Source organism: Aquidulcibacter sp. (assembly GCF_044346625.1).
Classification (GTDB): Bacteria; Pseudomonadota; Alphaproteobacteria; order Caulobacterales; family Aquidulcibacteraceae; genus Aquidulcibacter.
In genome coordinates this window covers 1-25143 of record NZ_JBIIYV010000026.1, presented here as the reverse complement: position 1 = coordinate 25143, position 25143 = coordinate 1, and the positions used below count along the sequence as shown (strand labels likewise).

The 25143-nt window shown below is 55.1% G+C and carries 18 protein-coding genes; 7 read left to right on the top strand and 11 right to left on the bottom strand.

All coding sequences use genetic code 11. The features are described from left to right. Positions 1-14 precede the first annotated feature (14 nt). Both ACIQ20_RS08455 and ACIQ20_RS08450 read right to left on the bottom strand, forming a co-directional pair. A complete protein-coding gene (locus ACIQ20_RS08455; protein ID WP_395779299.1) occupies positions 15-1685 on the bottom strand; it encodes a phosphate ABC transporter substrate-binding/OmpA family protein in 1671 nt (556 codons plus the stop codon). A 130-nt stretch (positions 1686-1815) separates the two neighbouring features. Next, complete coding sequence (locus tag ACIQ20_RS08450; RefSeq protein WP_395779297.1) at positions 1816-3189, bottom strand: S1C family serine protease; 1374 nt, start codon at positions 3187-3189, stop codon at positions 1816-1818. A 174-nt stretch (positions 3190-3363) separates the two neighbouring features. Here ACIQ20_RS08450 and ACIQ20_RS08445 point away from each other — a divergent pair, with 174 nt between their 5' ends. Continuing rightward, the gene (locus tag ACIQ20_RS08445) at positions 3364-5469 is read left to right on the top strand and encodes a TonB-dependent receptor plug domain-containing protein (protein WP_395779295.1); all 2106 of its coding nucleotides are present in this window, start codon (positions 3364-3366) and stop codon (positions 5467-5469) included. A gap of 16 nt (positions 5470-5485) precedes the next feature. Here ACIQ20_RS08445 and ACIQ20_RS08440 read toward each other — a convergent pair whose 3' ends face one another. The 3 genes from ACIQ20_RS08440 to kdsA all read right to left on the bottom strand — a co-directional run bounded on the left by ACIQ20_RS08440 (position 5486) and on the right by kdsA (position 10438). Then, positions 5486-7267 (bottom strand): peptide MFS transporter, encoded by a 1782-nt coding sequence (locus ACIQ20_RS08440; RefSeq protein ID WP_395779293.1) that lies wholly within the window; start codon positions 7265-7267, stop codon positions 5486-5488. Positions 7268-7407: 140 nt separating this feature from the next. Further along, positions 7408-9255, bottom strand: a complete 1848-nt coding sequence (locus tag ACIQ20_RS08435) for an ABC transporter ATP-binding protein (protein ID WP_395779291.1) — start codon at positions 9253-9255, stop codon at positions 7408-7410. A gap of 337 nt (positions 9256-9592) precedes the next feature. Further along, positions 9593-10438, bottom strand: coding sequence for a 3-deoxy-8-phosphooctulonate synthase (kdsA, locus tag ACIQ20_RS08430; RefSeq protein WP_395779289.1), 846 nt, complete (start codon positions 10436-10438; stop codon positions 9593-9595). A 437-nt stretch (positions 10439-10875) separates the two neighbouring features. Here kdsA and ACIQ20_RS08425 point away from each other — a divergent pair, with 437 nt between their 5' ends. Both ACIQ20_RS08425 and ACIQ20_RS08420 read left to right on the top strand, forming a co-directional pair. Beyond that, on the top strand, positions 10876-11625 hold the full coding sequence (locus tag ACIQ20_RS08425) for a DUF6065 family protein (protein ID WP_395779287.1): 750 nt from the start codon (positions 10876-10878) through the stop codon (positions 11623-11625). 40 nt (positions 11626-11665) lie between these two features. Then, on the top strand, positions 11666-12163 hold the full coding sequence (locus tag ACIQ20_RS08420) for an MmcB family DNA repair protein (RefSeq protein ID WP_395779285.1): 498 nt from the start codon (positions 11666-11668) through the stop codon (positions 12161-12163). Here the strand turns inward: ACIQ20_RS08420 and ACIQ20_RS08415 are convergent. Continuing rightward, entirely contained in the window at positions 12160-12840 is a 681-nt protein-coding gene (locus ACIQ20_RS08415; protein WP_395779283.1) for a DJ-1/PfpI family protein, read from the bottom strand. The two genes, ACIQ20_RS08420 and ACIQ20_RS08415, sit on opposite strands and share 4 nt — an antisense overlap. A 152-nt stretch (positions 12841-12992) precedes the next feature. Here ACIQ20_RS08415 and ACIQ20_RS08410 point away from each other — a divergent pair, with 152 nt between their 5' ends. After that, positions 12993-13685: an SCO family protein gene (locus ACIQ20_RS08410; RefSeq protein WP_395779281.1), complete on the top strand. Its 693-nt coding sequence runs from the start codon at positions 12993-12995 to the stop codon at positions 13683-13685. Positions 13686-13928: 243 nt separating this feature from the next. Next, on the top strand, positions 13929-15209 hold the full coding sequence (locus ACIQ20_RS08405) for a polyhydroxyalkanoate depolymerase (protein ID WP_395779279.1): 1281 nt from the start codon (positions 13929-13931) through the stop codon (positions 15207-15209). On the opposite strand, the gene ACIQ20_RS08400 is transcribed toward ACIQ20_RS08405, so the two are convergent. Together ACIQ20_RS08400 and ACIQ20_RS08395 are read right to left on the bottom strand one after the other, a co-directional pair. Continuing rightward, positions 15188-17221: a hypothetical protein gene (locus tag ACIQ20_RS08400; protein WP_395779277.1), complete on the bottom strand. Its 2034-nt coding sequence runs from the start codon at positions 17219-17221 to the stop codon at positions 15188-15190. The two genes, ACIQ20_RS08405 and ACIQ20_RS08400, sit on opposite strands and share 22 nt — an antisense overlap. A 114-nt stretch (positions 17222-17335) precedes the next feature. Beyond that, on the bottom strand, positions 17336-19495 hold the full coding sequence (locus ACIQ20_RS08395; protein ID WP_395779275.1) for a transglycosylase domain-containing protein: 2160 nt from the start codon (positions 19493-19495) through the stop codon (positions 17336-17338). A gap of 137 nt (positions 19496-19632) precedes the next feature. On the opposite strand from ACIQ20_RS08395, the gene ACIQ20_RS08390 reads away from it, so the two are divergent. Then, complete coding sequence (locus tag ACIQ20_RS08390) at positions 19633-19995, top strand: hypothetical protein (RefSeq protein ID WP_395779273.1); 363 nt, start codon at positions 19633-19635, stop codon at positions 19993-19995. A gap of 18 nt (positions 19996-20013) precedes the next feature. Here the strand turns inward: ACIQ20_RS08390 and ppa are convergent, their stop codons facing one another. After that, on the bottom strand, positions 20014-20565 hold the full coding sequence (gene ppa / locus ACIQ20_RS08385) for an inorganic diphosphatase (protein ID WP_395779271.1): 552 nt from the start codon (positions 20563-20565) through the stop codon (positions 20014-20016). Positions 20566-20872: 307 nt separating this feature from the next. Here ppa and ACIQ20_RS08380 point away from each other — a divergent pair, with 307 nt between their 5' ends. Next, positions 20873-21961, top strand: a complete 1089-nt coding sequence (locus tag ACIQ20_RS08380; RefSeq protein ID WP_395779269.1) for an acyl-CoA desaturase — start codon at positions 20873-20875, stop codon at positions 21959-21961. Positions 21962-22104: 143 nt separating this feature from the next. Here ACIQ20_RS08380 and ACIQ20_RS08375 read toward each other — a convergent pair whose 3' ends face one another. Next, complete coding sequence (locus tag ACIQ20_RS08375; RefSeq protein WP_395779267.1) at positions 22105-23481, bottom strand: M24 family metallopeptidase; 1377 nt, start codon at positions 23479-23481, stop codon at positions 22105-22107. A gap of 521 nt (positions 23482-24002) precedes the next feature. Continuing rightward, on the bottom strand, positions 24003-24623 hold the full coding sequence (locus ACIQ20_RS08370) for a hypothetical protein (protein WP_395779265.1): 621 nt from the start codon (positions 24621-24623) through the stop codon (positions 24003-24005). Positions 24624-25143 lie beyond the last annotated feature (520 nt).

Sequence of the window (25143 nt, the reverse complement as noted above, 5' to 3'; positions counted from 1 at the left end):
GTGTTGAAGGGTCTTCAGCCCTTCGGCACCGGCTCACCTTCCACAGGTGGTCGCGGCGGGCCGAGGCGCACACCGGCTGGAATTCCTCGGTTTGTGGCTTCTGCTTCCGCACCCAGATTAATCAGCGGGCAAGCCGGTGGCGCACACAACCAAATCTCCACCCGCCGATTGCGAATGCGGCCGCGCTCATCGGAGTTTGAGCCCACGGGCAATGAGTCGCCAAAAGACCGGACAACGCCTGGCGTTACACCGAGACCCTGCAGCGCCAAAGCAACTGTTTCTGCCCGCGATTGCCCGAGGCCAATATTGGTGACCCGTGCACCAACGTTGTCGGCAAAGCCCAAAACCGCAATACGGCGCTTATCAATTTGGTTCTTATTGATGAAGGCGACAAATCGCTTGAGGTCTTCCTCGGCGCGAGAATCTGGCTGATTGGCGCCATCGTAAAAGCGAATGTCAAAATTCATCCGCTCGGCAAAACGCCCAAAGGTCCGATAGTCGTTCGGCGCATCCGGAGGCGTCAGGACCTTGACAGCACCCAGTCTGAGGGGCGTAATTCCCATGCGTGCCACCAATTCCTGGCCTGCTTGTGAGGTCGCAAAATCGGCAAAATCGCGCGCGTTTGGATCGCCGCCGGACGAACCCACATAGACAAACAGCCGTTCAGCAAACGGATAGGTCTCCGTCGAGATCGAAAAATCGTCGGCCCCGACCGAACGGGCATTGCGCTCATTCAGCGCCAATGCCTTTATGCCGCCTGTGCCACGTCGGGTTATCCCAATTGCCTTTTCATCTCGGCTAACGGAATCAGCGACCCCGGCGGGATCATCCAAGAATGTAACGGCTTCAGGCGGCTCACGGTCACCTAACAACCGCCCTGCAGGGCTTGAATCAAAATCAGCGCCTAGGCTCTCAAGTTTAATGGAGATGCGTCCCGAAGTATCTTTAGAAACCTGATTCCAATCGGTGACCTCACCACTCAAGATCCGACTCAATACTTCTGTGTCGATCCGATTAATTGGGTTATTCCGATTGACCACGACCAAGCTGGCATCCAGCCCAATGATCTTTTCACTCGATGCATTGGTGAAATTGCCCAAGGCCGACAAACGGTCTGCCTCACCGGGTAATACTTGTCGGGACGACATAACCGCCTCAAGGCGCTGCTGCGTTAACGCTTCAAAACCACCTTGAGATGAGCCCAGAGCGATCAAAACCCGGGAATTTTTACCCCCGCGCGAGCCAGTGACTTCAATGACATTGTCACCCTGATTTGCCCGCACCGAGGTATATCCACGCACCCGCATCCAAGCCGAAACGAGGTCCATCATCACATTGGGGCCCATGCTAGACGCGCCACCAATTCGGAACAGCACATCCTTGGGCTTGGACTGCCCGGCTGCAAAGTCTTCTGTGATTGGAATCTGTCCTTGATCTTGGCCGGCCACCCGCTGCCCTTCAACCTGAAAGAGCCAGGACATGTAAAAGAGCACGATGATGCCGACAACAATCACCAAGCTGGTCACTGCCATCAGCCAGCCAAGCACATCAAGTTTCAAGTTAAATCGTGGAGCCTTTGACAAAGCCGGAGCTTTGCGAGGCGATGGTTTTTCGGGCTTTTTCGGGGAATTTGGGTTGATCACCTTATCCCAGTCATAAGGCACATCGTCGCGGCCGTCTGCCATCAAGGATTCCCCACGTTTCCATCTCTGTCATCGCGCGCGCCGCATTCGCTCAGCTTGCGCCTCTTGTGCCTTTGTGGCTTCGCGCCAAGCGATAGTCGAGGCGGACTGAAAGGTCTAGCTTTGCTACCTGTTACCTGCGCGTTGGACGCAGCGCCCGATAAATTGGCTGTCCATCTCGGTATAGACGAATGACAACACCATCGCGCTTGCGCGCAGCCGCTTGTAACGCCGCACGCGCCTCTTGCGGGCTTGCGACGGCTTGGCCTTGCACTTCAAGTAAGCCGTCGCCCGGGCGGACTTGATCCTTGCCTGGGCCAAACGGATCGAGAGCTGAGACAATTACCCGCACTTCTGGCGGCAGTTTTGGACGATCCGATGGTGCCGCCGAACGTAAGACAAGCCCCATCGCGGTGACCGTTGGCATAGCTTGCGGTGTAGGTGCCCGCACTTCACTAGGGGAACGGCCAACAACCAGATTGGCAAAAATCGCTTGTCGGCCACGGAAGCCTTCAACTTTTACTTTAGCCCCAGCCGGGGCTGCTGCGGCATATCGAGCCAAGGCGCGCGGATCGGATACGGGCTGGCCCGCCCATTTCAAAATCCGGTCACCCATGCGCAAGCCAGCCTTGGCTGCTGGTGAATTAGCAGCAACATCGGCAACAATGACGCCATTCTGGCCCGTCCCGCCTTCCTCTGGTGTCAGCAGGCGCGCGCGCAATCCGATCCAGCCGCGCTGAACGCTACCGGTTTGGAGAATGTCGGCCACGATCTTTCGCGCAAGATTAGACGGCACAGCAAAACCAACCCCAACCGACCCACCTTGTGTTCCCCCCGGGGACACGATTGCAGTATTGACGCCGATCACCTCGCCGCGTGCATTAAACAAAGGCCCGCCGGAATTGCCGCGATTGATCGCCGCATCCGTCTGCAAGAAGTCGTCGTAGCGCCCCGCCTGCAAATCGCGGTTTCGGGCCGAGATCACCCCGACTGACAAGGAGTTGCCCAGACCAAACGGACTGCCAATCGCAATCGCCCAATCACCAACCCGGGCCGCATCACTATTGCCCCAAGTAACGCTAGATAGGCGCATGGTGCCCGTGGTGCGCAACACGGCCAGGTCGGTCTCTGCATCGCGTCCGACCAAAGTAGCAGGCAAAACTGTGCCATCGACCAACATGATCTCAAACCGATCATTACCTTCGATGACATGATTATTGGTAACCACCACCCCGCGAGGATCAATCACAAAGCCCGAGCCTGTTGAGCTGCCACCAGCTTCTGCATGCACAGAATCGCGCGGCGCACCGACCAGGGACCGTTTGGCCCGGATGGCGACAACGGCGGGCTGAAGCCTAGCCGAAAGATCAGCAAATCCATTGCCCAGCCCAATCGCCGGCCCGGCAGGTGTGGGTCCTGCGGTCTGTGCGCCCACCGGCTCTAGGCCGGATAAGCCAAGCCCGAAGATCGAAATCCAGAAACAAGCAAGCAAGCGCGCAGTCATCATGAACTAAGACTTAGACCGGAGCGGGCATTTGGGAAAGTAACCCCCTGCCTCCATACGCACGCAAACACATCAGTCCCTCAATTAAAAAAACTTCATGACAGCCTTTTCACGGGTAATTGAAGATCAAATCGAAGATAGACAAGCCGTCAGTTTGATTTGGGCGGGGAAACACCCATGGCTTTGATTTCTTATCGCGCGCTCGCTTTTGCACTTGCGCCTTTTGTACTTGTGGGCACCAGTGGCCTTGGGTCTGCTTGGGCGCAAACAGCTCTTAGCGCCAGCCCAGCGTCCAGCGTTACGAATGCGCTGCCAGATTTGGTCGATGGCAAGCGCATTTTCCAGCCCGCCTATTTCAACGATATCACGCCGCAGACGGCCGCCGATATGGTTGCGCGGATTCCAGGGTTTAACATCGACGACGGCGAATCCGTCCGTGGCTTCGGCGGGGCAGCGGGCAATGTGCTGATCGACGGCTCTCGGCCCACGAGCAAGAATGAGGATTTATTCTCCATTCTTGGCCGAATCCCAGCTAGCAATGTAGAGAAGGTCGAACTGTTAGAAGGCGCAGCAGCCGGTGCGCTAGCGCCTGGGAAAAGCCTCATCGTCAATGTGATCCGAAAAGCCGACAACAAAGCGAGCGGCAAGTGGGAAGTGCAAGCCACCGGCGTCGGCAGTGGCCGCATCAAGCCCAAAATCGATACGTCCTACACCTCAAAGCTGGGTGGCTTTAATATCACCGCCGGCCTGCAAGCTGAGATCGAGAATGTAGAAGACTTTATCGGCTTTGAAGGCATTCTGTCGCCTGCCGACGTCTATACCGAGCGCGGGCCAAATGATGACCGCCGTCGGTCTAAATACGCTCAGGCGACGCTTGCGGTCGACGGCAAAATTGGCGAAACCAAAATCAATGCCAATGCTAGCTATCTGGAAGGTAAGTTTCGTCGCAAATGGGTGCATGTAGCCTATCGGCCAAATGCAACTTTGCCATTTCGGGTAGATGAGGGCAAGGAAGATGGCACCACAATGCGCTGGGAGATTGGCGGCGATCTAGAGCGCCAAGTAGCAGGCTGGACAGGCAAACTCGCGCTATTGGCCAAAGCAACTGAAGACCAAAACTCTGACCTCGCAGGCTTCAATCCCGTTGGGCAAGCCAAAAATTTCGGCCGCTTCGTGGCAGATTCCACCAATGAAGAGCGCGTGGCGCGCTTGACCTTCAAGAAGAAATTTGGTGCCCATCAAATCGAGACTGGCGGCGAACTGGCTTACAACAGCTTAGATTTCGTCGGCCAGTATGCGGAAGGAGACGGGACGATCTTTGTGGTTCGCCCATCTGACATTTCTTCCACCGAAGTCTCTGAGACCCGGAAAGAAGCTTTCATCAGCGATTCTTGGACCCTCTCACCCAAGCTGACTTTAGAATCGACGTTGACAGGTGAGTGGTCAACGATTGAGCAAAGTGGCGCTGCGGGCAAGGAGCGGTCTTTCTTTTATCCAAAGCCCCGCATCAAAGCGGCTTGGAAACCCAAGGTTGGATGGACCTATCGCGTGGAAGTGGAGCGGGTCGTCGGGCAATTGGACTTTGGCTCCTTTGCAGACTCTGCGTCGGTTGGCGACAATAACCAGAATAGCGGCAACCCAGAGCTGCGCCCGGAACAAGTCTGGTCTAGCCTGATTGGTGTTGAAAGACGCTGGGGCAAACGCGGCGTAATCAATGCCTCAGTTGTTCAAGAGAAATTTGAAGACCAATTGACGTTGGTGCCCACCCGCAATGGCGGCGTGGCGTTAGGCAATGTGCCAGAAGCTGAACGTTGGGGCTATAATGTGTCGTGGACCATCCCTTTATCCGCCCTCTTGGAGGGCTTGGAGCTTGAAGGCAATTACCGCTGGCGCGATTCTGAGCTGATCGACCCAATCACCGACAAGGCCCGGCCTTTCTCTGGTTGGAACGGTAGAAACTTCAACACCAACATCACCTATGAAATTCCCAAGAAGCGGTTGCGCATGGGTGCTTGGTACTGGCGGGGCAATAACAACCGCGAATTCCGGCCAAGTCAGACCTTTCATTGGGATACAATCCAAAACTGGGGCGCGTGGATTGAGACGAAAGCCTATAAGGATGTGAGCGTAGAACTCGGCGTGGAAGATCCAAATGGAGCGACGTTCAGCCGCGTCCGTACCGATTTCACGCCCGACCGGCGGTCAGGCGTGATTAGTCAAACCCAATATCGCGAACGATCCAAGGATGGGATTTGGTATCTTCTGGTCAAAGGCATATTCTGACCACAAGATCCAAACCTCATTTCACACCGTGGGCCAGCTTCTTTAGAAGCGGTGAAGCCAAGGCCATCACAATCCCAATCCCAATCGACCACAGACCAATGGTGTTAAAGACCTCTAGCGAGTTCGCCAAAGCTTTGGCGGGATCAGTTACTTGACCAGCAACCGTTTCCGTAGCGGTCATTTGAGCGATAATGCCACCCAGATATTGGGCGCCGGAGCTCGCCAAAAACCACGTCGCCATCAAGGTTGAAAGCAGCTTTGGCGTGGATAATTTGGTCATCCAGCTCAGGCCCACGGGGCTCAAGCATAGCTCACCGGTTGTGTGCAGCAGATAGGCAAGCGCCAAGAAGATCACAGGCACGCGGGCCTGATCATCGGCAAATTGTGCGCCCCACACCAAGATCAAAAAGCCTAGACCTACTTGCACCAAAGCAATCGCGAATTTCATCGGTGCCGAGGGGTCCAAATTGAGCTGCCCAAGCTTTACCCAAAGCCACGCAAAAGCAGGAGCAAAAATCAGGATAAAGCCCGAGTTGAAGCTTTGGGTCTGCGGCGCGCTGATACTGACAAACCCATCATTCGGTAACGCCACATTGGTTGCAGTAAAGAGCGACAGGGATGAGCCAGCTTGCTCAAACAGCGTAAAGAACACAACGGAGGCAGCAATCAAGACCAAAGCCAAGATCAAGCGGCCAGCTTCTTCTTTGCTGCACGCAGTCGCCATGTGATAGACGATGTAAATCAAGACGGCAGCCGAGCCCAAGGCCAACATATTGCCGACCAATTGGTTATTCTGCACCAAGAACCAAATCGCTGGCACCGAGACAATAGCCCCGATATAGATCGCCATTTCCAGATTGATCGGGCCCAAGACCTTCTTCTTCAAGGCTTCGGGATTAGGGGGTTCGCCCTTGCCTTCCAAACTGTCCTTGCCACGCACAAAGGCGATATAGCCGGCCAACATGCCAACACCGGCAAGGCCAAAGCCTGCCCACCATCCCACGACGGTGCCTAAAGCACCGCACAAGATAGCGGCCCAGAATGCCCCTAGATTGATCCCGTAATAATAGAGCGTGAAACCGGGATCTCGACGTGGATCGCCATCGGGATAGAGCTGACCAACAATGGACGAGATATTGGGCTTGAGGAAGCCCACACCCAAAATGATCAGAGACAACGCGATATAGAAGATAATCTCAAACGGACCTTCAGACTTCACCTTCTTCAACTCATAGCTACCCGTCGGCAGCAAAGCGGGAACCGGCGCAGTTGCGGGCAGATCCTTGATCTCAATGCCCTTCTCCGAAGCGCTATAGGCATAGGCTTGTTCGCCAATTTTCAGCTTGGCGACATAGTCCTCATTGCGGCCTTCGGTGACGAACTCATACGTCGCGCCCTGATAGGTCAAGGTCTGGGTGGTTGGCTTACCCTCGAAACCCATTGCAAAGTGGCCAAGCACCAGCGCCAAGGCACCAAAGGCAATTGCCTTGCGCGTACCCAAAAAGCGGTCCGCCAGAACCCCGCCGACCAGCGGCAACAAATAGACTAAGGTGGTGTAAGAGGAGTAGGTCTTTTGCGCGTCGGCTTGGTCAAACAGGAAATGCTGAACCAGATAAACCGTCAAGAGGCCGCGCATCCCGTAATAAGAAAAGCGCTCCCACATCTCGGCGAAGAACAAAACGCGCAAGCCCTTTGGGTGATTTTTCATCTCTTTGGCGACCGGGAAAATTGTCCCTAACGTCACCAAAAGCCCACCAGCAAACACGATGTTCCAAATAACACCCCAAAGATCAGACATGATCAACCCCCATTTGGGGCCATCTTTGACAGCCCCGTGATCTGTGGCGCGCACATGATCACGGGATTGCGATGAGGGCAAGGGCAGTTAAGCGGCTGGCATTGCACACTTATCAGTCGACTTGTGGGGTAAAGCGGCCCCTAGTTGGCTTCTTGTTGGACGGGCAGCTCTGCATGCAAATCCAAGTCGCCACCGAGTTTATCGCCGACCGAGAGGGCGTTGAGGCGGGCATAAGCGCCACCTTTTGCCACCAAGGTGTCATGCGTGCCCTGCTCCACGATGCGTCCGGCCTCGAACACCAAAATTCGATCAGCTTCACGCACTGTCGACAGGCGGTGCGCAATCAAAATGGTCGTCTTGTCTTTGGCCAAGGCCTTCATCGCATCTTGAACGTCTCGTTCGGTCTGGGTGTCGAGTGAGGATGTGGCCTCGTCCAAGATCAAGATGCGAGCATCGGCTAGAAATGCGCGCGCAAGCGCGACGCGCTGACGCTCCCCACCTGATAGCTTGACTCCCCGCTCGCCCACTTGGGTCTCAAGACCCTTCGGCAAGCGGCCAATGAAGTCTGCCGCGCGCGCATCACGGGTGGCTGCTTCCAACTCAGCCAGACTTGCGTCCGGGCGGGCATAGGCGATGTTTTCCCGCAGGCTGCGGTGAAACAAGGCTGGATCCTGCGGCACCAAGGCAATAGAGCCGCGCAGGCTATCTTGTCGCACGTGGCGTACGTCTTGACCGTCAATGCGGATGGCACCCGCATCGACATCATAGAGGCGTTGTAAGAGCTTGACGAAGGTCGATTTGCCAGACCCGGTCTGTCCTACCAGTGCCACAGTTTCCCCAGGCTGGATGGTCAAAGAGAAGTCATTATACAAAGGCTCGCTCTGCCCGCGATAGCCGAATGTGACGCCATCAAACACGATCTCGCCATTGCCTTGCACAAAGCGCTTGGCATCGGGTGCATCAGCTACGTCTTCTACTTCCAAGCTATAGGCAACAGCATCTTCAATATCGGCAAAGCCGCGCTGAACTTGCTGCACCGTCTCACCCAGATTTCGCAAATAGCTGGCGATCAGAAAGTAGCTGGTCAGAGCAAAGGTTGCATCACCAGGGCTTGCCCGGCCTTCGCGCCATTCGATCAAAACCAGACCCAAAAGCCCAACTTGTAGGGACCATAGGATGATGTTGGAGACCGCCCAGCCGTCTGCATAGCGCATCCACGTGATGGCCACGAGCCCGCGCCATTTCTCCACAACCCCGCCAAAACGCACTTCTTCACGGGCTTCTGCGCCAAAGGCTTTCACCGTTGGGTTTGCTGAAACCGCGTCCGCCAGAGAGGCCCCAATCGACGTGTCAGCCGAGTTAGAACGCTCATTGGCTTTTTGGATGTAGAGGCGGGCAATCAAAATACTGGCGAGCGTAAAAAGCGTAATCGACCCACCGACATAAAGGCCAACCATTGGCCAAGTAGCCAACATCATCCCAGTCAAGCCCAGCAGCACAATGGCTGCCGGCAAGATGAACCACAGAAAATTGTCTGACAGCGTGTCATAGGCCCACATGGCGCGGCTAACCCGGCGCACGGTTGCGCCAGCGAAATTGTCGCTGTGCCACTGGCTGGAGAAGCGCTGAACATCTTTGAAGCTGGCGCTGGTGATATTGGCCATATTGCGCGCCGCAAACAGGTTCCACACCCGCACAAGCATATTGCGCAGGACAAACATGCCAGCTGCAATGGCCGCGAAAAGCCAAAATAGCTCAAAAGCTTGGTCCGCCGCTTGAGGGCCCTTCGTCAAGGTTTCGACGATCCGGCCTGATAAAGCGGGCAAAAGAAGTTCGCAGGCCGTGGACAGCACCATCAACACAACAACAGCGGTGAACTTCACCGGCTGGCTGGACCAATGCCGCCAGAGGTAACGCATAATTTGGCCGATATGGGCCTTTTGCTGACGCGTCGAAGCGTCGTCTTCGTCATCATAAAAGTCTGACATGGGTCACACGAAATCGCAAAACAGCCAAGCACCGTCTGATGTGGTTCAAAGTGCAGGCTGTTTGAATAAGCTTAAGCAAGGCCGTTTAACGGCAAAGCCACGAAGGAATTGAAGTGCGACGCGCGTGGGTCGGCTCAACCTAATGAGACAAACCATCGTTGGATGGGCGGCGTCAGCAATCGCCCCGTGTCAATTCTCAATCATGCTTAAGTGGTCCCCCTTAGGTTTGTGAGGGCGTGGTTAACGGCAGTGCTTACGCCGGTAAAGCCACTCAAACTAAAAAGATGCTTGGTTTAGCCATCTTCGGGAAGACCTGTGGCCCGAAGGCCACAGAGGTCTAGTAGCCCTTGGTGATTTTGTCGTGGGCGATAATGCCCTGCAACACATCTTCCAACTCAGCAAACGGCACCATATTTGGCCCGTCTGACGGGGCTTTATCGGGGTCTGGATGGCTTTCCATGAAGATGGCGGCGACACCAACGGCTGCTGCGGCCCGTGCCAAATACTTGACCATGGACCGATCGCCACCCGAGGAATCGCCGCGCCCACCGGGTTGCTGAACCGAATGGGTCGCATCAAACACGACCGGCGCACCAAAAGCTGCCATCGTCGGCAGGCCGCGGAAATCGGTCACCAAGGTGTTATAGCCGAAGCTTGCACCGCGTTCGGTCACCATAACATTTGGATTGCCAGAGCCAGTCACCTTGGCGATCACATGTTTCATATCCCAAGGCGCCAAGAACTGGCCCTTCTTGATATTCACGACTTTGCCAGTCTTAGCTGCGGCAATCAGCAAATCGGTTTGGCGGCACAAGAAAGCTGGAATCTGCAACACATCGACGACTTCGCCGACGATGCGGCAATGCTCTTCGGTGTGCACATCGGTCAAAACTGGTAAGCCCAATTTGTCCTTTATCTCTTGAAACACCGCCATCGCATTATCGAGACCGAAGCCGCGCGCACCCGTCAAGCTCGACCGATTGGCCTTGTCATAGCTAGACTTGTAAATCAGACCAGCGCCCAATTTGCCATAGGTTTCTTTGAGCCATTGGGCTGTTTCCAACGCATGCTCGCGGCTTTCCATCGCACAAGGGCCACAGATGAAGCTTATCGGCAAGCTGTTGCCAACTTGCACAGCACCTGTGCCAACACCAACGGTCACGATGGGAGCGGGATTAGTCATCTTTAGATCTCCGGCGGCATGGCGACCGCAACTTAGTTTGACAGGCCTGATCATAAGCAGACGCGGGCCGCTTTTGGCATAGCTTCGCACTGAAATATACAGATAGGGATCAGGAAGATGCCTTTCGATGGGGTTTGGTTAACACATGTATAAGGATTCGCAGTTTTAATGGTTCAATGACCCAGTTAGAGTCTCCCTTTCCGCGTAAGCTCGGGCCTGTCCCGCGGGCACCCCTCGCTCTCGCGCGCGGGTATCGCAACGGTGACACTGAAAAGCAAAAATGGTCTTGGCAACAGACGATCATCTTCGCCCTAATCGCCTCGACTGCCCTCTGGGGTTTGATCTTTTGGGCCATCCGCACTTTGCTGGCTTAAGGGTGCAAGGTTTACGCCTTCAGGGCTAGACAAATCGCGCCCAAAGACTGAGGAAGCTATGCCATGAAACTGATTTCCTATACTCTTGGCTTTCCTCCGACGGAGATGCGTCCAGGCCCTGCTCAACGGCCTTGGATGGACTCAACCTCTGACCGTTTCGCCTATCGCTGCTTGCCGCTGAATATTGCCAACCAATATGGGTGGGAGATGCTGTGCCCTTGCTCGTTTGAAGTGACTTGGGATGGCGGCCCGAGCCCCGATGCCATGGTGGTTGAGATACTGGAAGATGGTTGGCCCCATCCCGCCAGCCACTTTGGTCATGGCGTCTTGACCTTTCATGTGAACCAAATTTTCCGCACCGAGCCTGGCACCCAACTCATGACCACAGGGCCGATGAATAATCCAAAGGACGGGATCGCAGCCCTCTCCGGGATTATTGAGACGGATTGGTCGCATTATACCTTCACGATGAATTGGGTGATGACACGGGCATTCCATCCCGTACGCTTCCAAAAGGGTGAGCCGTTCGCCCATATCTTCCCGGTCAATTTGGCAGGGATTGAGCAGATCAAGCCAGAATTCAAGCCCTATGAGACTGAAGAGAACCTCAAAGACTCCTATGAGGAGTGGCAGGATAGCCGCAATAATTTCAACAATGAACTTGAGATCCCCGGTTCTCAAGCCCAGAAAGACAAGTGGCAAAAGGCTTATTTCCAAGGCCTAGGCCCAGATGCGAAGCCTACACAGAAGGCCCGCCATTGGACTAAGCTGGATGTACAGCCTTGGCCCGGCGCTAAAGCAAAAAAGAAATAGGGCCCCTCGACAAAAGAACATAGATAGAACATGATGGATCATGCTTGATCCACTTAGCCCCGATCTTTTGTCTTATACCACCACAGAAACAGTGGGTTCGGTCGTGATGCCGGCCGCGCGGCCAGATGTCACTTTGGCCGTGCGCAATGGCGCGACCCGTTGCCTGATCCATGCGGGCTATGCGCCTATCTGGGAGTTTAAGCTCGCCAATAGTCGTCGGGCCGATATCTGCGGTCTGAGCCCCAAGGGTGAGTTGGTGATCGTGGAGGTCAAGTCCGGGGTAGAGGATTTCAAGACCGATATGAAATGGCCAGAATATGCGCCCTATTGCGACCTGTTCTATTTCGCGGTCGCGCCAGATTTTCCAATCGACCTGATCCCTGCGACAGAAGAGCAAGCGCCCGGCCTGATTGTCGCCGATACATTTGGGGCCGAGATTGTGCGCCGCGCACCCCGATTTGATCTTGCCCCGGCGCGACGCAAAGCGGTGACCTTAAGCTTTGCCCGCCATGCGGCCGTGCGGGCGTTACGCCTTTAATCGCTGAACTGACTATAAGCCTTTGTGACAGCCGGCCCGAATTCCAAATTGCGCTTGGCATAGAAGCCTGCAAGCCCCGCCAGAATATCGCCCGGTGCTGTTTGTGGAGACCCACCCACAAACGGTGGGGCTGGATCATATTCAATCGACAATTGGATGCGTTGGGCGATCGTTTGACCAGCGATTTCGGCAACAATCGTCAAGGCAAAGTCGATGCCCGCCGTTACCCCGCCGCCCGTGAAAACACGCCCATCGCGCACCACGCGCCCTTGGGTTGGAATCGCACCGACTTCCGACAACAGGCTATGATAGGCCCAATGGGTGGTCGCCTGTTTGTCTTTCAACAAGCCAGCTGCGCCCAGAACAAACGCCCCAGTGCACACGCTGGTGATATAGCGCGCTTGGCCTGCCTGCTCTTTCAGAAAGGCGATGAGGACGGGGTCTGCCATCGCATGTTCGACCCCAAAGCCACCGGGCACACAGATCAAATCCAGCGGCGGACAATCCTCAAACGTCGTGGTTGGCACTAAGGACAAGCCGCAATCACTGGGCACCGGCTCTAAGGTGTGGCTGATGATATGGACTTGAGAGTCCGGCAAGCGGTGGAGAACCTGCAAGGGCCCCGTAAAGTCTAACTGGGTGACATTGGGAAACAGGATGAAGCCAATTTGAAACATGAGGGGCCCGCACTTTAATTGGAATGCTACGTCCGTACCATGCTGCGGCGAGATCAGAAAGGCTCGCGCACTCTCGTGGCGGACAAACGGTCGCAGGCAAAACTGTCAAAGCGTGCTTGCCAGCACCGGGAATAAGTGGTGGATCACGACCCATGTCGAAGCCGTCTGAACCGCCCCCCACTAAGCCGTCCGCACCATTGCCCCGCCTGATCGCCCTTGGCGCGCTTGGCCTTGGTTTGGTGGTTTTGGGCGCCGCCTTTGTGCAAAAGGGCTTAGCCCCAAAGCCTGTTGAGACCGCCCTGCCAGAGGGCTGCAACGCCCGCGCCTTTGCAGAGATTGGCGGCCCCTTTAGCCTGGTCAATCAAGATAATGTGGCCGTGACCGAGAAGACTTTCGCGGGCAAGCCCACGCTTATCTATTTCGGCTTTACCTATTGCCCAGATATCTGCCCCCTGTCCCTTCAAACCATGCGGCTAGCTTTGGATGAAGCTAAAACAGTTCCGGGCTCCAAGGCAGGCGACATCCAGCCCATTCTGATCAGTTTGGACCCAGAGCGAGATAATCCAGCCGCCTTGAAAACCTATGTGACATCAGGCGGCTTCCCCGAAAAGCTGCAAGGCCTAACAGGCAGTGTCGAGCAGGTCGCTGCAGCGGCTAAAGCCTTTAAGGTGGGCTTTCGCAAGTCCGTACCAGAAGGCTCCTCGGCCAAGGATTATCTGATCGACCATACTTCAATCTTCTATCTGCTTGACCGCCAAGGCAAGCTTGCCACCTTCTTTTCAGCCGACCCAGACCCCAAAGCGATGGGCCAGTGTTTGGCAGCGCTGTCCAAGAATGGCTTGTAATAATTCGCCCAACGCACGAATCTTGCCTGCTTAAACCAAGTATCTGGTCCACCTATCGGTTGTGCATTTTGCACAACGCAGTTGCAGCATTCTTGTAAATATCTGGTTTTGATCATTTATTTGACATTCCCTAGCGGCAAGCACGCTAATGATGCTGCGTGATATGGTTGCCAAATCTTCATAGATACCATGCAATCATATCTGATCTGGCCGCCACAAGTGGTGCGGGCAGAGGGAGCAACCATGCTTTATTCCATTGTTGAGATGCAGCGTACTGCTCTGATGCCGTGGCGCTTGGCCGTCAATTTCCAGCGCGCCTTGCTTGCTAATCCGCTTAATCCCATCGCTCAGACGCCCTTTGGCCGCAATCTCAGCGCCGCGTCGGACCTGTTTGAAGCGATGACACGCCGCTATGAGAAGCCCGATTGGCGGATTGATTCCACCGTGATCAATGGCATCAAAGTGCCGGTTACGATCGAGACCGTCTGGTCTTCGGCTTGGTGCAGCCTCGTCCATTTTAAGCGCGACAAGCAGGCTTTGGCGCAAGCGCGCGGGCCTGATTGGGTTGAACCACGCGTGCTGATCGCAGCACCTTTATCGGGCCATTTCGCGACCTTGCTGCGCGGCACGGTCGAAGCCTTCATCCAAGATCACGACGTCTATATCACCGACTGGCATGATGCCCGTGATGTGCCAATTGGCATGGGGCGCTTTGATCTGGACGACTATATCGAACATATCCGCGAAATGCTGGTGCAAGTGGGCCCGCAGGCCCATGTGGTGGCCGTGTGCCAACCAGGCCCTCCCGTCTTGGCCGCCATCGCCTTGATGGCCGAAGACAAAGACCCTGCCCTGCCCGCATCCATGACCTATATGGGTTCACCCATTGATGCGCGATGCTCACCCACGGTGACCAATAAGTTGGCGGAAGAAAAGCCATTTGCTTGGTTTGAGTCTAAGATGATCCAGACCGTGCCGCCAATTTTCCCGGGTGCTTTCCGACGCGTTTATCCGGGCTTTGTACAATTGGCCTCCTTCATGCAAATGAATATGGACCGCCACATCGACGCCCACCGCGACTTCTTCAATCACTTGGTTGCCGGTGACGGCGATGAAGCCGAAAAGCACCGCGAATTCTATGATGAGTATCTGGCGGTTCTGGACCTGTCGGAAGAATTCTACCTTCAGACGATCCAAAAAGTGTTTCAAGAATATCATCTGCCACGCGGTGTACTGATGTGTCGCGACCGTCTGGTTAAGCCCCAAGCCATTAAAACGGTCGCACTGATGACCGTCGAGGGCGAGAAGGACGATATTTCAGGTATTGGCCAGACCCAAGCGGCACACGACATCTGCACCGGCATCCCGAAAAAGATGCAATATGATTATGTACAAGAAGGCGTCGGCCACTATGGCGTGTTTAATGGCCGACGGTTCAAGAGCGAGATTTACCCCCGCCAGAAACAGTTTATCCGCACTTATTTCAGTGCGGATAAAGAACGTCAGTTTTTAGCAGCTGGCTGATTGGTAAAGGTTAAGCCGAGCCGCGTTGGCAGGTCTTTTGGCTCTGCCAAGGCTGGGAAATCGATGGGCGCAGGAGGCTGCATAACAGCCGTCATTGCGCCCCCAACTTCGATCCAGCGGGCCAAGGAGATCAGGAACTGCCGCTCGAGGATGGACTTGTTCTTCTCCGCCGCCGACTGACGCAATGGCTCTGCCCAAGATTGGCGCACTTGAGCGAGCGCTTGGGCGTCCTGAGTAGCCGTGCGACTGGTTGCACCCTTGGCAGGCGGGGCCATCATTGAGGCAAACACCCCAGCTGCCTTTCCGATCCCGCCTTGATCGCGCAGCTCTAGCGCGCCATTGAGAAAGCGCACACCCTGATAGATTGCCAAGGCCCGCTTGAGTTGTTCCATATCGTCTGGCTTCTTTTCGCCTTTACCTTTGGGTTCATTGAGCTTTTTCAGATCAGCCGCGATGGGTTCCATGAGTGAATCTACGGTCTGTTCGCGATAAAACTTCGCAAGCCCGTCCATCGCCATGTTTAAATTGAATCCTGCCCAACCTTTTAACTCATAGCCGAGTTCCTTGAACTTCACGACGTCAGTAGTGGGCTCATAGGTAGCATCATACCGAACAGCCAATTCAATCCCATCGGCAATCAGCGGCGCAAACATTGCCATGGGACTGTTGGGTTGATTCAACAAGGCATCTGGAATGGTCAGTTTCATGGTGGTGGGCACCATCCGCGTCCCAATGATGATGCCATCGGCATTGCGGGTCGAACTGGTTGCAATCTGGTCGATGGTAAAGTTGAATCCCATAGCGTCTACACCAAATTTTGACATCGAGATGGCACCAATGCCGCCATCAAGCGGCCCACCGGGCAACAAATCCTTCAATTTTGGACTGGGTGCGGTCGCAACTACTGGCGCAGCCGTTGCGGCTAAAGCAGATCCCGAGGCCAGTTCAGCGAAGCCGAGGAGTGCCGAGCGGCCATCTGGCTTCTGCTCCAAGCTCGACATGATCTTAGCAAAGGCACCACCGACAGCTGCGAAATAGGCGACATTGATGTCTTCAAGGGCGAAGGACGCCAAGCTCATTTCGACGCGCTTTTCCCCAGCGCCGATTGTGCCCTTCATGCCCGAAAAACCAAATTTGCCAATATTCTTATCGGTCCAATTGGCTAACTCCATCCGGTCCATGGCGAATAAGAAGTTTTGCGGCTGATCCTTTTCCGCTGTCAATTTTACGTCCATAGCTACGTTCTCGATTAGCATGGAGCCAAGCGAAACCTTCTTAATATCAAAGTCCACAAGATCCATGGAGCCGTCTTCAGGCTGTGTCTGCCACCCAGCACTCTTAAAATCGGTCGCAGATATCTTCCCAAGCTTAATAACACTTTCTGAATCAACGACCTCGAGATTCAACATCTCCATCGACGTGGTTGACCAGCCCTCTGGCTTAAGGCTGATACCAACGAGATTGATATTGCCGATCTTACTGTCAGCGATCGTGCCATCTGTGCTCTTAATTTGCGAAGCTACATTTGTGAAACGAATGTCGCCGTCAAAGTTAGCGTTTGCCATATTCTGAGCAGCGCTCGCGCCATCCTTACTGCCGCCGCCGCCCATCCACTTAGAAAGTGTTTCGAGATTGGAGGTTTGGGTCAGACCCGTAGCCTCGATCTTGCCAATCGTCGTTCTCTCGCCATCCTTGCCTAACGCGGTGCCATTTTCAAGGGTGAGGCTAAACCGAGCTGGATCAGAGGCGGCACCCGTTTGCGGCATACGTTGCAGAACCAATTGACCAAAGCTGATGTCAGTCTTTTTTGTTTCCTTGTCTTTGAAAACGACGTTCTCCAGCACTGTGCGATCTTCGCTGATGCTTTTGGTTACAAACTGCGTCGTCGCGTTTGGCTTATCCAATTGCCAAGCCTTCAAAACATCGCGCATTTTGGGGGCGGTTTGGGCATATGCGGGCGCTATCATGACAGAACACAGCGCCGTGGCTGCCAATAAAGACTTCAAATTCATTGAGACACTCCCCCCAGAAACAAGGCGGCAAATTGGCACGATACGCCAGCCCTGCCAACGCCAGAACTGCCGCATCCCATATTACAAAATGGTTAGCTGGGGTGGGACAGATGGCTAACGCGGTGGCCCACTTGCCTCTGCTGGACGGGTCTGCACGTCTTTCACAATCTCGTCGAGGCTGCGGGTTTCAGGGGCCGTGCGGACTGGCGTCGGCGCTGCGGGCTGGGCTTCTGTGCTCGGGGTAACGGGCACAGGCATGGCATCCCCGGCTGTCGCAAGGTCAAGCGGATCAACCGGCAGCGTTTCGACATTCTCGTCGGTCGGTTCTGCTAAAGCATTGGGATCGGGTACTGGGGCGAGCGGCAGGGCAAAGCCGCGTGGCGCTACCCCCTTCATGGTTGGAACCATAAAGGCCCGCCAGATCCGCGCGGGGGCTGAGCCGCCGGTGACGCGATTGGTTTTGACGGTGAAGTCATCATTGCCGACCCAGACGCCGGCCACATAGCCACCGGTAAAGCCAATGAACCAAGCATCGGCATAATCACTCGTCGTGCCGGTCTTGCCGCCGACAGGGCGATCAGAAAGCTGTGCGGTACGGGCGGTGCCAGCTGAAACCACTTGGGCCAGCATCAGATTCATATTGCGCAGGGGCCCGTCTTCGATTGCGCGACGAGGGGCTGGGGGGGTGCGCTCCCACAAGATTTTGCCAGAACGAGTGCGGATACGCTTAAACCCATAGGGCGAGACCGCCATTCCGCCATTGGCGAACGGAACATAGGCGGCGGTCAACTCAAGCGGGGTCAAAACTTCTGTCCCCAGCGCCAAAGTCGGTTGTGGGTCAAGGCGCGACCTGATGCCCAAGCGGCGCGCGGCACGAATGACGGAATCGCGGCCAACTTCTTCGCCAAGACCGACGGCAACGGTGTTGATCGAGCGGGCAAAGGCACTGATCAACGGCATCGCGCCCCGGAACTTGCCATCATAGTTTTGCGGAGCCCATTCGCCGACCTTAATAGGCGCATCCACCCGCACGGAATAAGGCGTCTCTCCCCGCTCCATCGCAGCCAGATAAACAAAAGGTTTGAACGCAGAGCCAGGCTGACGCTTAGCATCGCTCACCCGGTTAAACTCGCTCTCCTGATAATTCCGTCCACCTACCATGGCCCGTACGCCACCGTCACCCGCGAAAGCGACCAAGGCCCCTTGGCCCATCCGCATGGCTTTACCATTCTGGCCGAGTTCTTGGGCGAGCGCAGTCTCTGCATTCAATTGGGCGGACGAGTCGAGTGTGGTCTCAACAATGATGTCTTCCTCGGGCTCCCCAACAATCGATCCTACGTCTTCTGCAATCCAATCGAGGAAATAGGCCGCACCCCCGCCGCGCGAAGTCGGCACAAAGCGCAAGGGTTGGCTGACTGCTTGCAGGCGCTGTTCCTTGGTGATGACATTTTGCGCCTCCATCACATCGAGGACAACGGTCGCACGGTCTGACGCACGCTGAGCACTTGAAACAGGATTGAAGCGCGACGGGGCCTTTAAGAGGCCTGCCAGCAAAGCGGCTTCCGAGATGGTGAGATTTTGCGGCGTCTTGTCGAAATAGCGGCGTGCGGCTTCATCAATGCCATAGGCGCCCGAACCAAAGTAGACGCGGGCCAAATAGAGCGCCAGAATCTCGTCCTTGCTAAAGCGGCTTTCCAACCAGACTGAGAGCAAGAGTTCCTGGGCTTTGCGCTTCAACGATTGTTCAGACGACAAAAACAGGTTCTTGGCCAATTGCTGCGTCAGGGTCGAACCACCCTGCACCACACGGCCAGCGCGTGCGTTAACGTAGAAGGCACGGGCCAAGCCTTCAAAATCGAAGCCCCAGTGGCGATAGAATTTCCGGTCTTCAATCGCCAGCACAGCTTGAGGCACATAGGATGGCAGGCTCTTTAGATCGATGGGTGGTGAATCGGGCGCACCGCGTCTGTCGACAACATTACCGCGAATATCAATATAGGTGATTGAGGGGCGGTCGGTTTTCTTCCACAAGGCTTCTGGGTCTGGCAGGTCTGAGGCAACCCAGATGAAGACGCCAACGGCGAATACCCCCATCCAAAGCACCATGACCGCACCCCAATAAAACAGGGTACCGAAAAAGCCACGCCCCTTGCGAGGTCTCGCAGCACTAGACCGCGACGGCCCGCGACGACGCGGTGGTGGACCATCTTGATAGCTGCCGCGACGACCGCCACCATTGGAATTTCTTCCATTGCCTGCCCCGCGCCCTGCCAAGATCGTAACCTTTCGTAAAGTCTATCAGAAATGTCCTGACTGATTGGGGTTAATCACAAGTGAATCAGGCAAATCCAAGGACGCTTCGAGACCACTCCAAGGCAAAGTTTTGGCATTGTTTTTGCGCTGCCACGGCAATGAGCACTTTTTCGGGACAAATCATTCTGGTCGGCACCGTTGTGTGCGAAGGCTACAACCATAAAGTGGCCAAGGGCGCACGCTGTGCGATGGTCTGTGTTTGCGATTGCGATCGTATGGAAGGCATGGGCCTCTTAGAGCTTTATGAGACCGAAGATGGCCTCGATGCAGGCCGCTTGCTGGATGAGACCCTTGGCCGTCATGGCTGGTGCGACATCACGATTAAGGCTTGCCTGCCTGTGGCCGATAAGCCCGATGGCTGGGAGCCAGAGCTGGAGGCGCTGATCGGGGCGGCCAAGCGCCTTGGGGTGGCCCACATGGTATTTGAACCCCAATCAGACCGCCCCACAGTGCTACATTAGTCGTTCTAGGTAAGCGGCTTAGGAGCCCTTATACCCAAAACCTGCGGCATTGGCGCGCTCTACGCCTTCCATAATCATAGCCTTGGCAACTTCGGCATCTTGCCAACCTTTCAGCTTGGTCCATTTGCCAGGTTCCAGATCCTTATAATGGGCAAAGAAATGCTCAATCTGGGCGACTTGGATGGCGGGCAAATCCTTATAGCTGTCGACGCCATCATAGAAGGCCGTCAGCTTTGGAATGGGAACGGCCAGAATCTTCTCGTCTTCGCCAGCTTGATCTTCCATCAGCAAAACGCCGATTGGCTTCACGCGCAGAACGCAGCCCGGGATCAAGGCGCGACGGCCGATACACAAAACGTCAACCGGGTCACCGTCGCCGGACAGTGTGCCGGGGATAAAGCCGTAATTGGTTGGATAGCGCATGGGTGTATAGAGAAAGCGGTCGACGAACATCGCGCCGGACTCCTTATCAATCTCGTACTTAATCGGCTCACCACCCAGCGGTACTTCGATCACGACATTCACATCATGGGGCATATCGTGGCCGGGTGGAATTTTCTTGATATCCATGGGGAGGATTCCTGTATTTTAAAGAAACTGTACTTTTGGCAAATTGTCCGCGTGTCCTTGATTTAGGTCACGAACCCATGCGCGCGGGGGTTTAGACCAAGTGACGCTACAAAGCCATCTTGTGATGCAATCATTTTTGGGAATGCATGACGTTGCGTTGCAACCACCATCTGCGCCACCCTGTGAAGAAACTATCAGCCAGCCCACGCTGATATCTTCCCCCACTCTGCGACAGCCTTTAATCTTGCCTTTACAGAGCTTGTTGCAGGCTCGTGCCCCGAGGCTAATAGTTTGGAGCGCCGGTGAGATGAACGATGACGAAAAGCGGCACGAGACCGCGACAATCAAGAGCCATAATGACACCGAGACGCCCAATCCCATCCCGTTTTACTTGCTACATGTCTCTGCTTTAGCAGCGATTTTCACAGGCGTTCATGCGGCTGATCTTTGGCTTTGCCTGGGTCTCTATCTGTTGCGCATGTTTGGCGTGACGGCAGGATATCACCGCTATTTCGCGCACAAGAGCTTTAAGACCAGCCGGGCTTTCCAATTCATTCTCGCCTTCATTGCCCAAACCTCGGCCCAGCGCGGCATCTTGTGGTGGGCGAGCCATCACCGCAACCACCATCGCTTCTCCGACACCGCACAAGATGTCCACTCTCCGGCCAGAACCAGCTTTTGGTATGCCCATTTTGGTTGGGTGATCGACCCGAAGAATCACGACACCGACTATGATGGCATCGCTGATTTCACCAAATACCCAGAGCTCGTGTGGCTGGAGCGTAATCCGTATTTGCCGCCGGTCATTTTAGGCGTCGTAGTTTGGCTATTCGCGGGCTGGTCCGGCCTTGTAGTTGGCTATGTGTGGAGCTTGATTGCTTGCTATCACGCGACTTTCTGCATCAATTCCCTCGCCCATGTGCACGGCCGCCAACGCTTTGTGACGGGTGACCACTCGCGCAATAATTGGATGCTGGCCATCGCCACGATGGGCGAAGGCTGGCATAACAATCACCACGCTTTCCCCAATGCAGCTCGGCAAGGCTTTAAGTGGTGGGAGTTTGATTTGAGCTTCCTGATCCTGCGCGTTTTGTCGTGGTTCGGGATCGTATGGGACTTGCGTCACCCGCCCAAGGAAATGGTGCAAGGGATTCACTTGCCAGGCCCCGCCCTGATGGAAAAAGCCGCCCATCAATTGCTGCAAGACTTTGCCGACCGCCTCGCCAAGGCCCGCGAAGGCTGGCGCGTCCCCACCGTTGAAGAATTACGCGCTATCGCCATCCGCAACATGCCCAAGAACCCGCATTTGGATGCCATCCTTGCGCGGGCAGAAGAGCTGGCCTCTGAATGGATGCCCGCTTGGTTGGCCCAACAGACAGCTCGTCAGCCGGGGTGATGGTTTTAGGTGGAAACACCCCTTCATCGGCTTCGCCGGAGCTTCCCCATGAATTGGGAAGCGGCCAGCGGAAGCAGTTCGGACACGCCGCTTCCCCGTTTACAGGGTATCGGCGCATGCGCCGATGTGGCCGCGACGCCGACTTACTGCCCTGAGGGGATTAGCGTGATTTCTGTTTGGCGTCCGTCGATATAGCGCACGTTCGTCCCATCAAAGAATGCATTCTCTTCAGCGCGGAAATCGACGCGCTGGTGGTCCCATTCAGGTACCGCAGCGAAAGTTGTCAGCTCAATGGACCAAGCCGTGTTGGCGGCAATCAAGCCGTTGCCGCGTGGATCGGCCTTCTGATTGTCCCAAAATCCGATGGAGGGACCAGCGCCGTGCCCATGCAAGCCAATCGGGTGCGAGTAAATCGAAGTATCAAGACCGGCCGCCGCCGCTTCTGCCCGGGTAAGCGCCAGCACCTCGTTCCCACTGCGCCCAAGTGCGAAATGGCGGGTAAGCATATCTTGCACACGGTTGCTGTTTGCTAGCCCCTGCCTGAGGCCTGCAGGTGCTTTGCTCTCACCCGGCTTCAACACATACGCAAGATGCTGCATATCGGTATTCAGCCGAAGGTAAGTGATGCCAAAATCTGTCCATAACAGATCGCCGGGCTGGATCACTTCGTCGCCTTCGAGCATGCCTTTAATGCCCTTGCGTTGGATCCCGACGGACGGGTGAAACCACGGATCGAGGCCGAGTTGGCGCAGCCGGTCGCGATACCACCACTGCACTTGCTCCGCGGTCGTCACGCCGGGGGTGATAACTGACCGCGAAAACGCTTCGCCAATCAGCCTATGGGCGGTTCGCATGAGTGTCGGATAGATTGCCATTTCGGCAGGCGTACGCGTTTCAAGCCAACGGATGGCGAGCGCTTCGCCGCTGACGATCCGCGTATGCAAGCGAGCAGGCAAAGCGGCAACGAACTTCTCATACTGACTGAGCGTCATTCCATCGGCGAACTGATAGAGATCGGAGGTGTTGATCGCAATTTTTGCAGGATTACGCTGATTGATGATGTCTGCGACCGCCTTCCACTGATCGGGCTGTTTACCTTGATCCCAAGCAGGCGCGAACAAGCCGCCAAGCCCATAGCGGCTGACAGTTAGACGCTCAATCGGTTTCCCTTCACCTGGGTCGTAGAAGATCAAAATTGTACGCCGGCGTGCGTGCATATTTTCGGCATCAAGCATCGACGCAACCACTGGCTCTTCAAAATACTCGCGGGCCACCAGCAGCCATAAATCGATGCGCTGTTCGCGCATGATCGCAGGGATGAGGGTATCAAGCCGCTCCGCTAGAATGCGGTTCTCAGTCATCGCTCGCTCACGCGCGTTGAGTATCGGGGGCAGCGCATGCGAGCGTTCGCCACCCTCGCTCAGTGCGGCGGGAGGAGCCGCAGATGCTGGTGCAGCGGCGGCAGGTAGCGCAATAAGCGCCGCATACAGCGCCGCTGCAAGTACCCTATTCGTTGCCATCCTGCCCTTCCCAAAATAAGTGCGTCGACGCTACCCGGTCGTGGCACAAACATCAAATGCGAGCCTTATCGACTATCGGCCGACGCAAATAGCTTGAACAATCAGCTAGACATACCTTTGACGCTTTGGCTTTTTAGCATCGGTCGATTCATCGCGTGAATGCGCCCGGGATTGACTGGACTTGGCCGAAAGGAGATTGTCCGCTTTAGACTCGCATTTCAAAGAAAGCAGACTAATGACCGGCCACCTAAACCCCTCACTCACCCTGCATCCGCACGTGCTCGTGCTGCGAGGAGTGGATCAAGCAGCAAGCTCCTGAATGTGCGTTTGTCGGTGATGACATCGGCCTTTAGCGGCAAGCCGAGCTGGAGCGGCCAGTCCTTGCTATAAGCTTGAATACCGAGGTCGGTAAGGGCCGCTCGGATCCGATAAACCAGTTCTTTGAACTCGATTGAGGTCGCGATAATCAGCTCAGGGAAGCAGTAGCAACGAAGTCTCAGCCAAAATAAGCAAAACTAAAACTAATCAACGGCTACTCCTGATACGTTAGGATTGATTTTGCGTAATCTGCTAGCGAAGAAAAGACATACAGCAAACGCCAGCATCGTAAATAGATCGTCTATCTCGATAAATGTCATTCCCAATATGTCTGACACCAACACTGAAATGTTGTACATGATATGAACCGAAAGCGTTGCACCGATAGCTAATAGGACATTCTTTGATCGCTTTAGGATCACCCATGAAAGATAAGTGTACATGGCATGTAGAACTAAAGGTTGCAAAGATCCAACATAGTCGAATCCACAGAATCTAGAAACTCTGAAATCCACCCCACCCAACAACTTGATGCCTAGTTCAGCCAGGAACCATCCTAGGGCAAACGACAATAATGTCATTGGTGTGAGTCCCAAATCTTGATGCTTTTTCAGGATTGTCACGCGGAGCAACTCTTCGGCAGCAGGTCCTACGACTAGCAACCCAACAAAAGAGGCTAACGCTGGGATAGCTAAATGCACCGGCACTAAAGCAATTGAACTAAAGAAGGTTGCGGCCAGAAATCCGACCGCACCTACCACGAACCCACCTGTCAATCCACGAACGTCCAACTTACCGAATCCCGTAGCAGGCCAAATTTTCACAACTATGCGCTTCGCCCCATAAGGAGCATTCCAACCATGGAATGCTCCACGGTCAAGCGAAACTTGAAGCTGTGCAACTATTCCACCAGGTAACTAAGAACGACTTTAGGCCGCACTTCGCTTGCCTTGACGCCCCATCTTTTGCGCTCAAACTCGACTTAAGCCTTTGCGTGGGCACAGCCTGCAGCAAAGGCTGTCTAAGTGAAATGAACCATACCCAAATTCACTGCCCATGAAGCGGCGCTGTCCTGCCAGATTGCGCCTTACGTGCTGCGATCCTTCCTTTGGGTATGTCTGCTTTCGAACAAGCGCCAACTTACCCCAAATGGCAACCCTTGGCGCTTTTGAGACCAACTGCTTTTAAACGCCCAAAATGGTACGGGCTATCCCAGGGTTTGGAGAAACGAGGATAGCCCGATGAGAAGCTAAACTTCGGTTGCCTCTGCCAAGGCCAAAGCGTCTTCGACATCTACACCAAGATAGCGAACAGTGCTTTCTATTTTGGTGTGGCCCAGCAGAA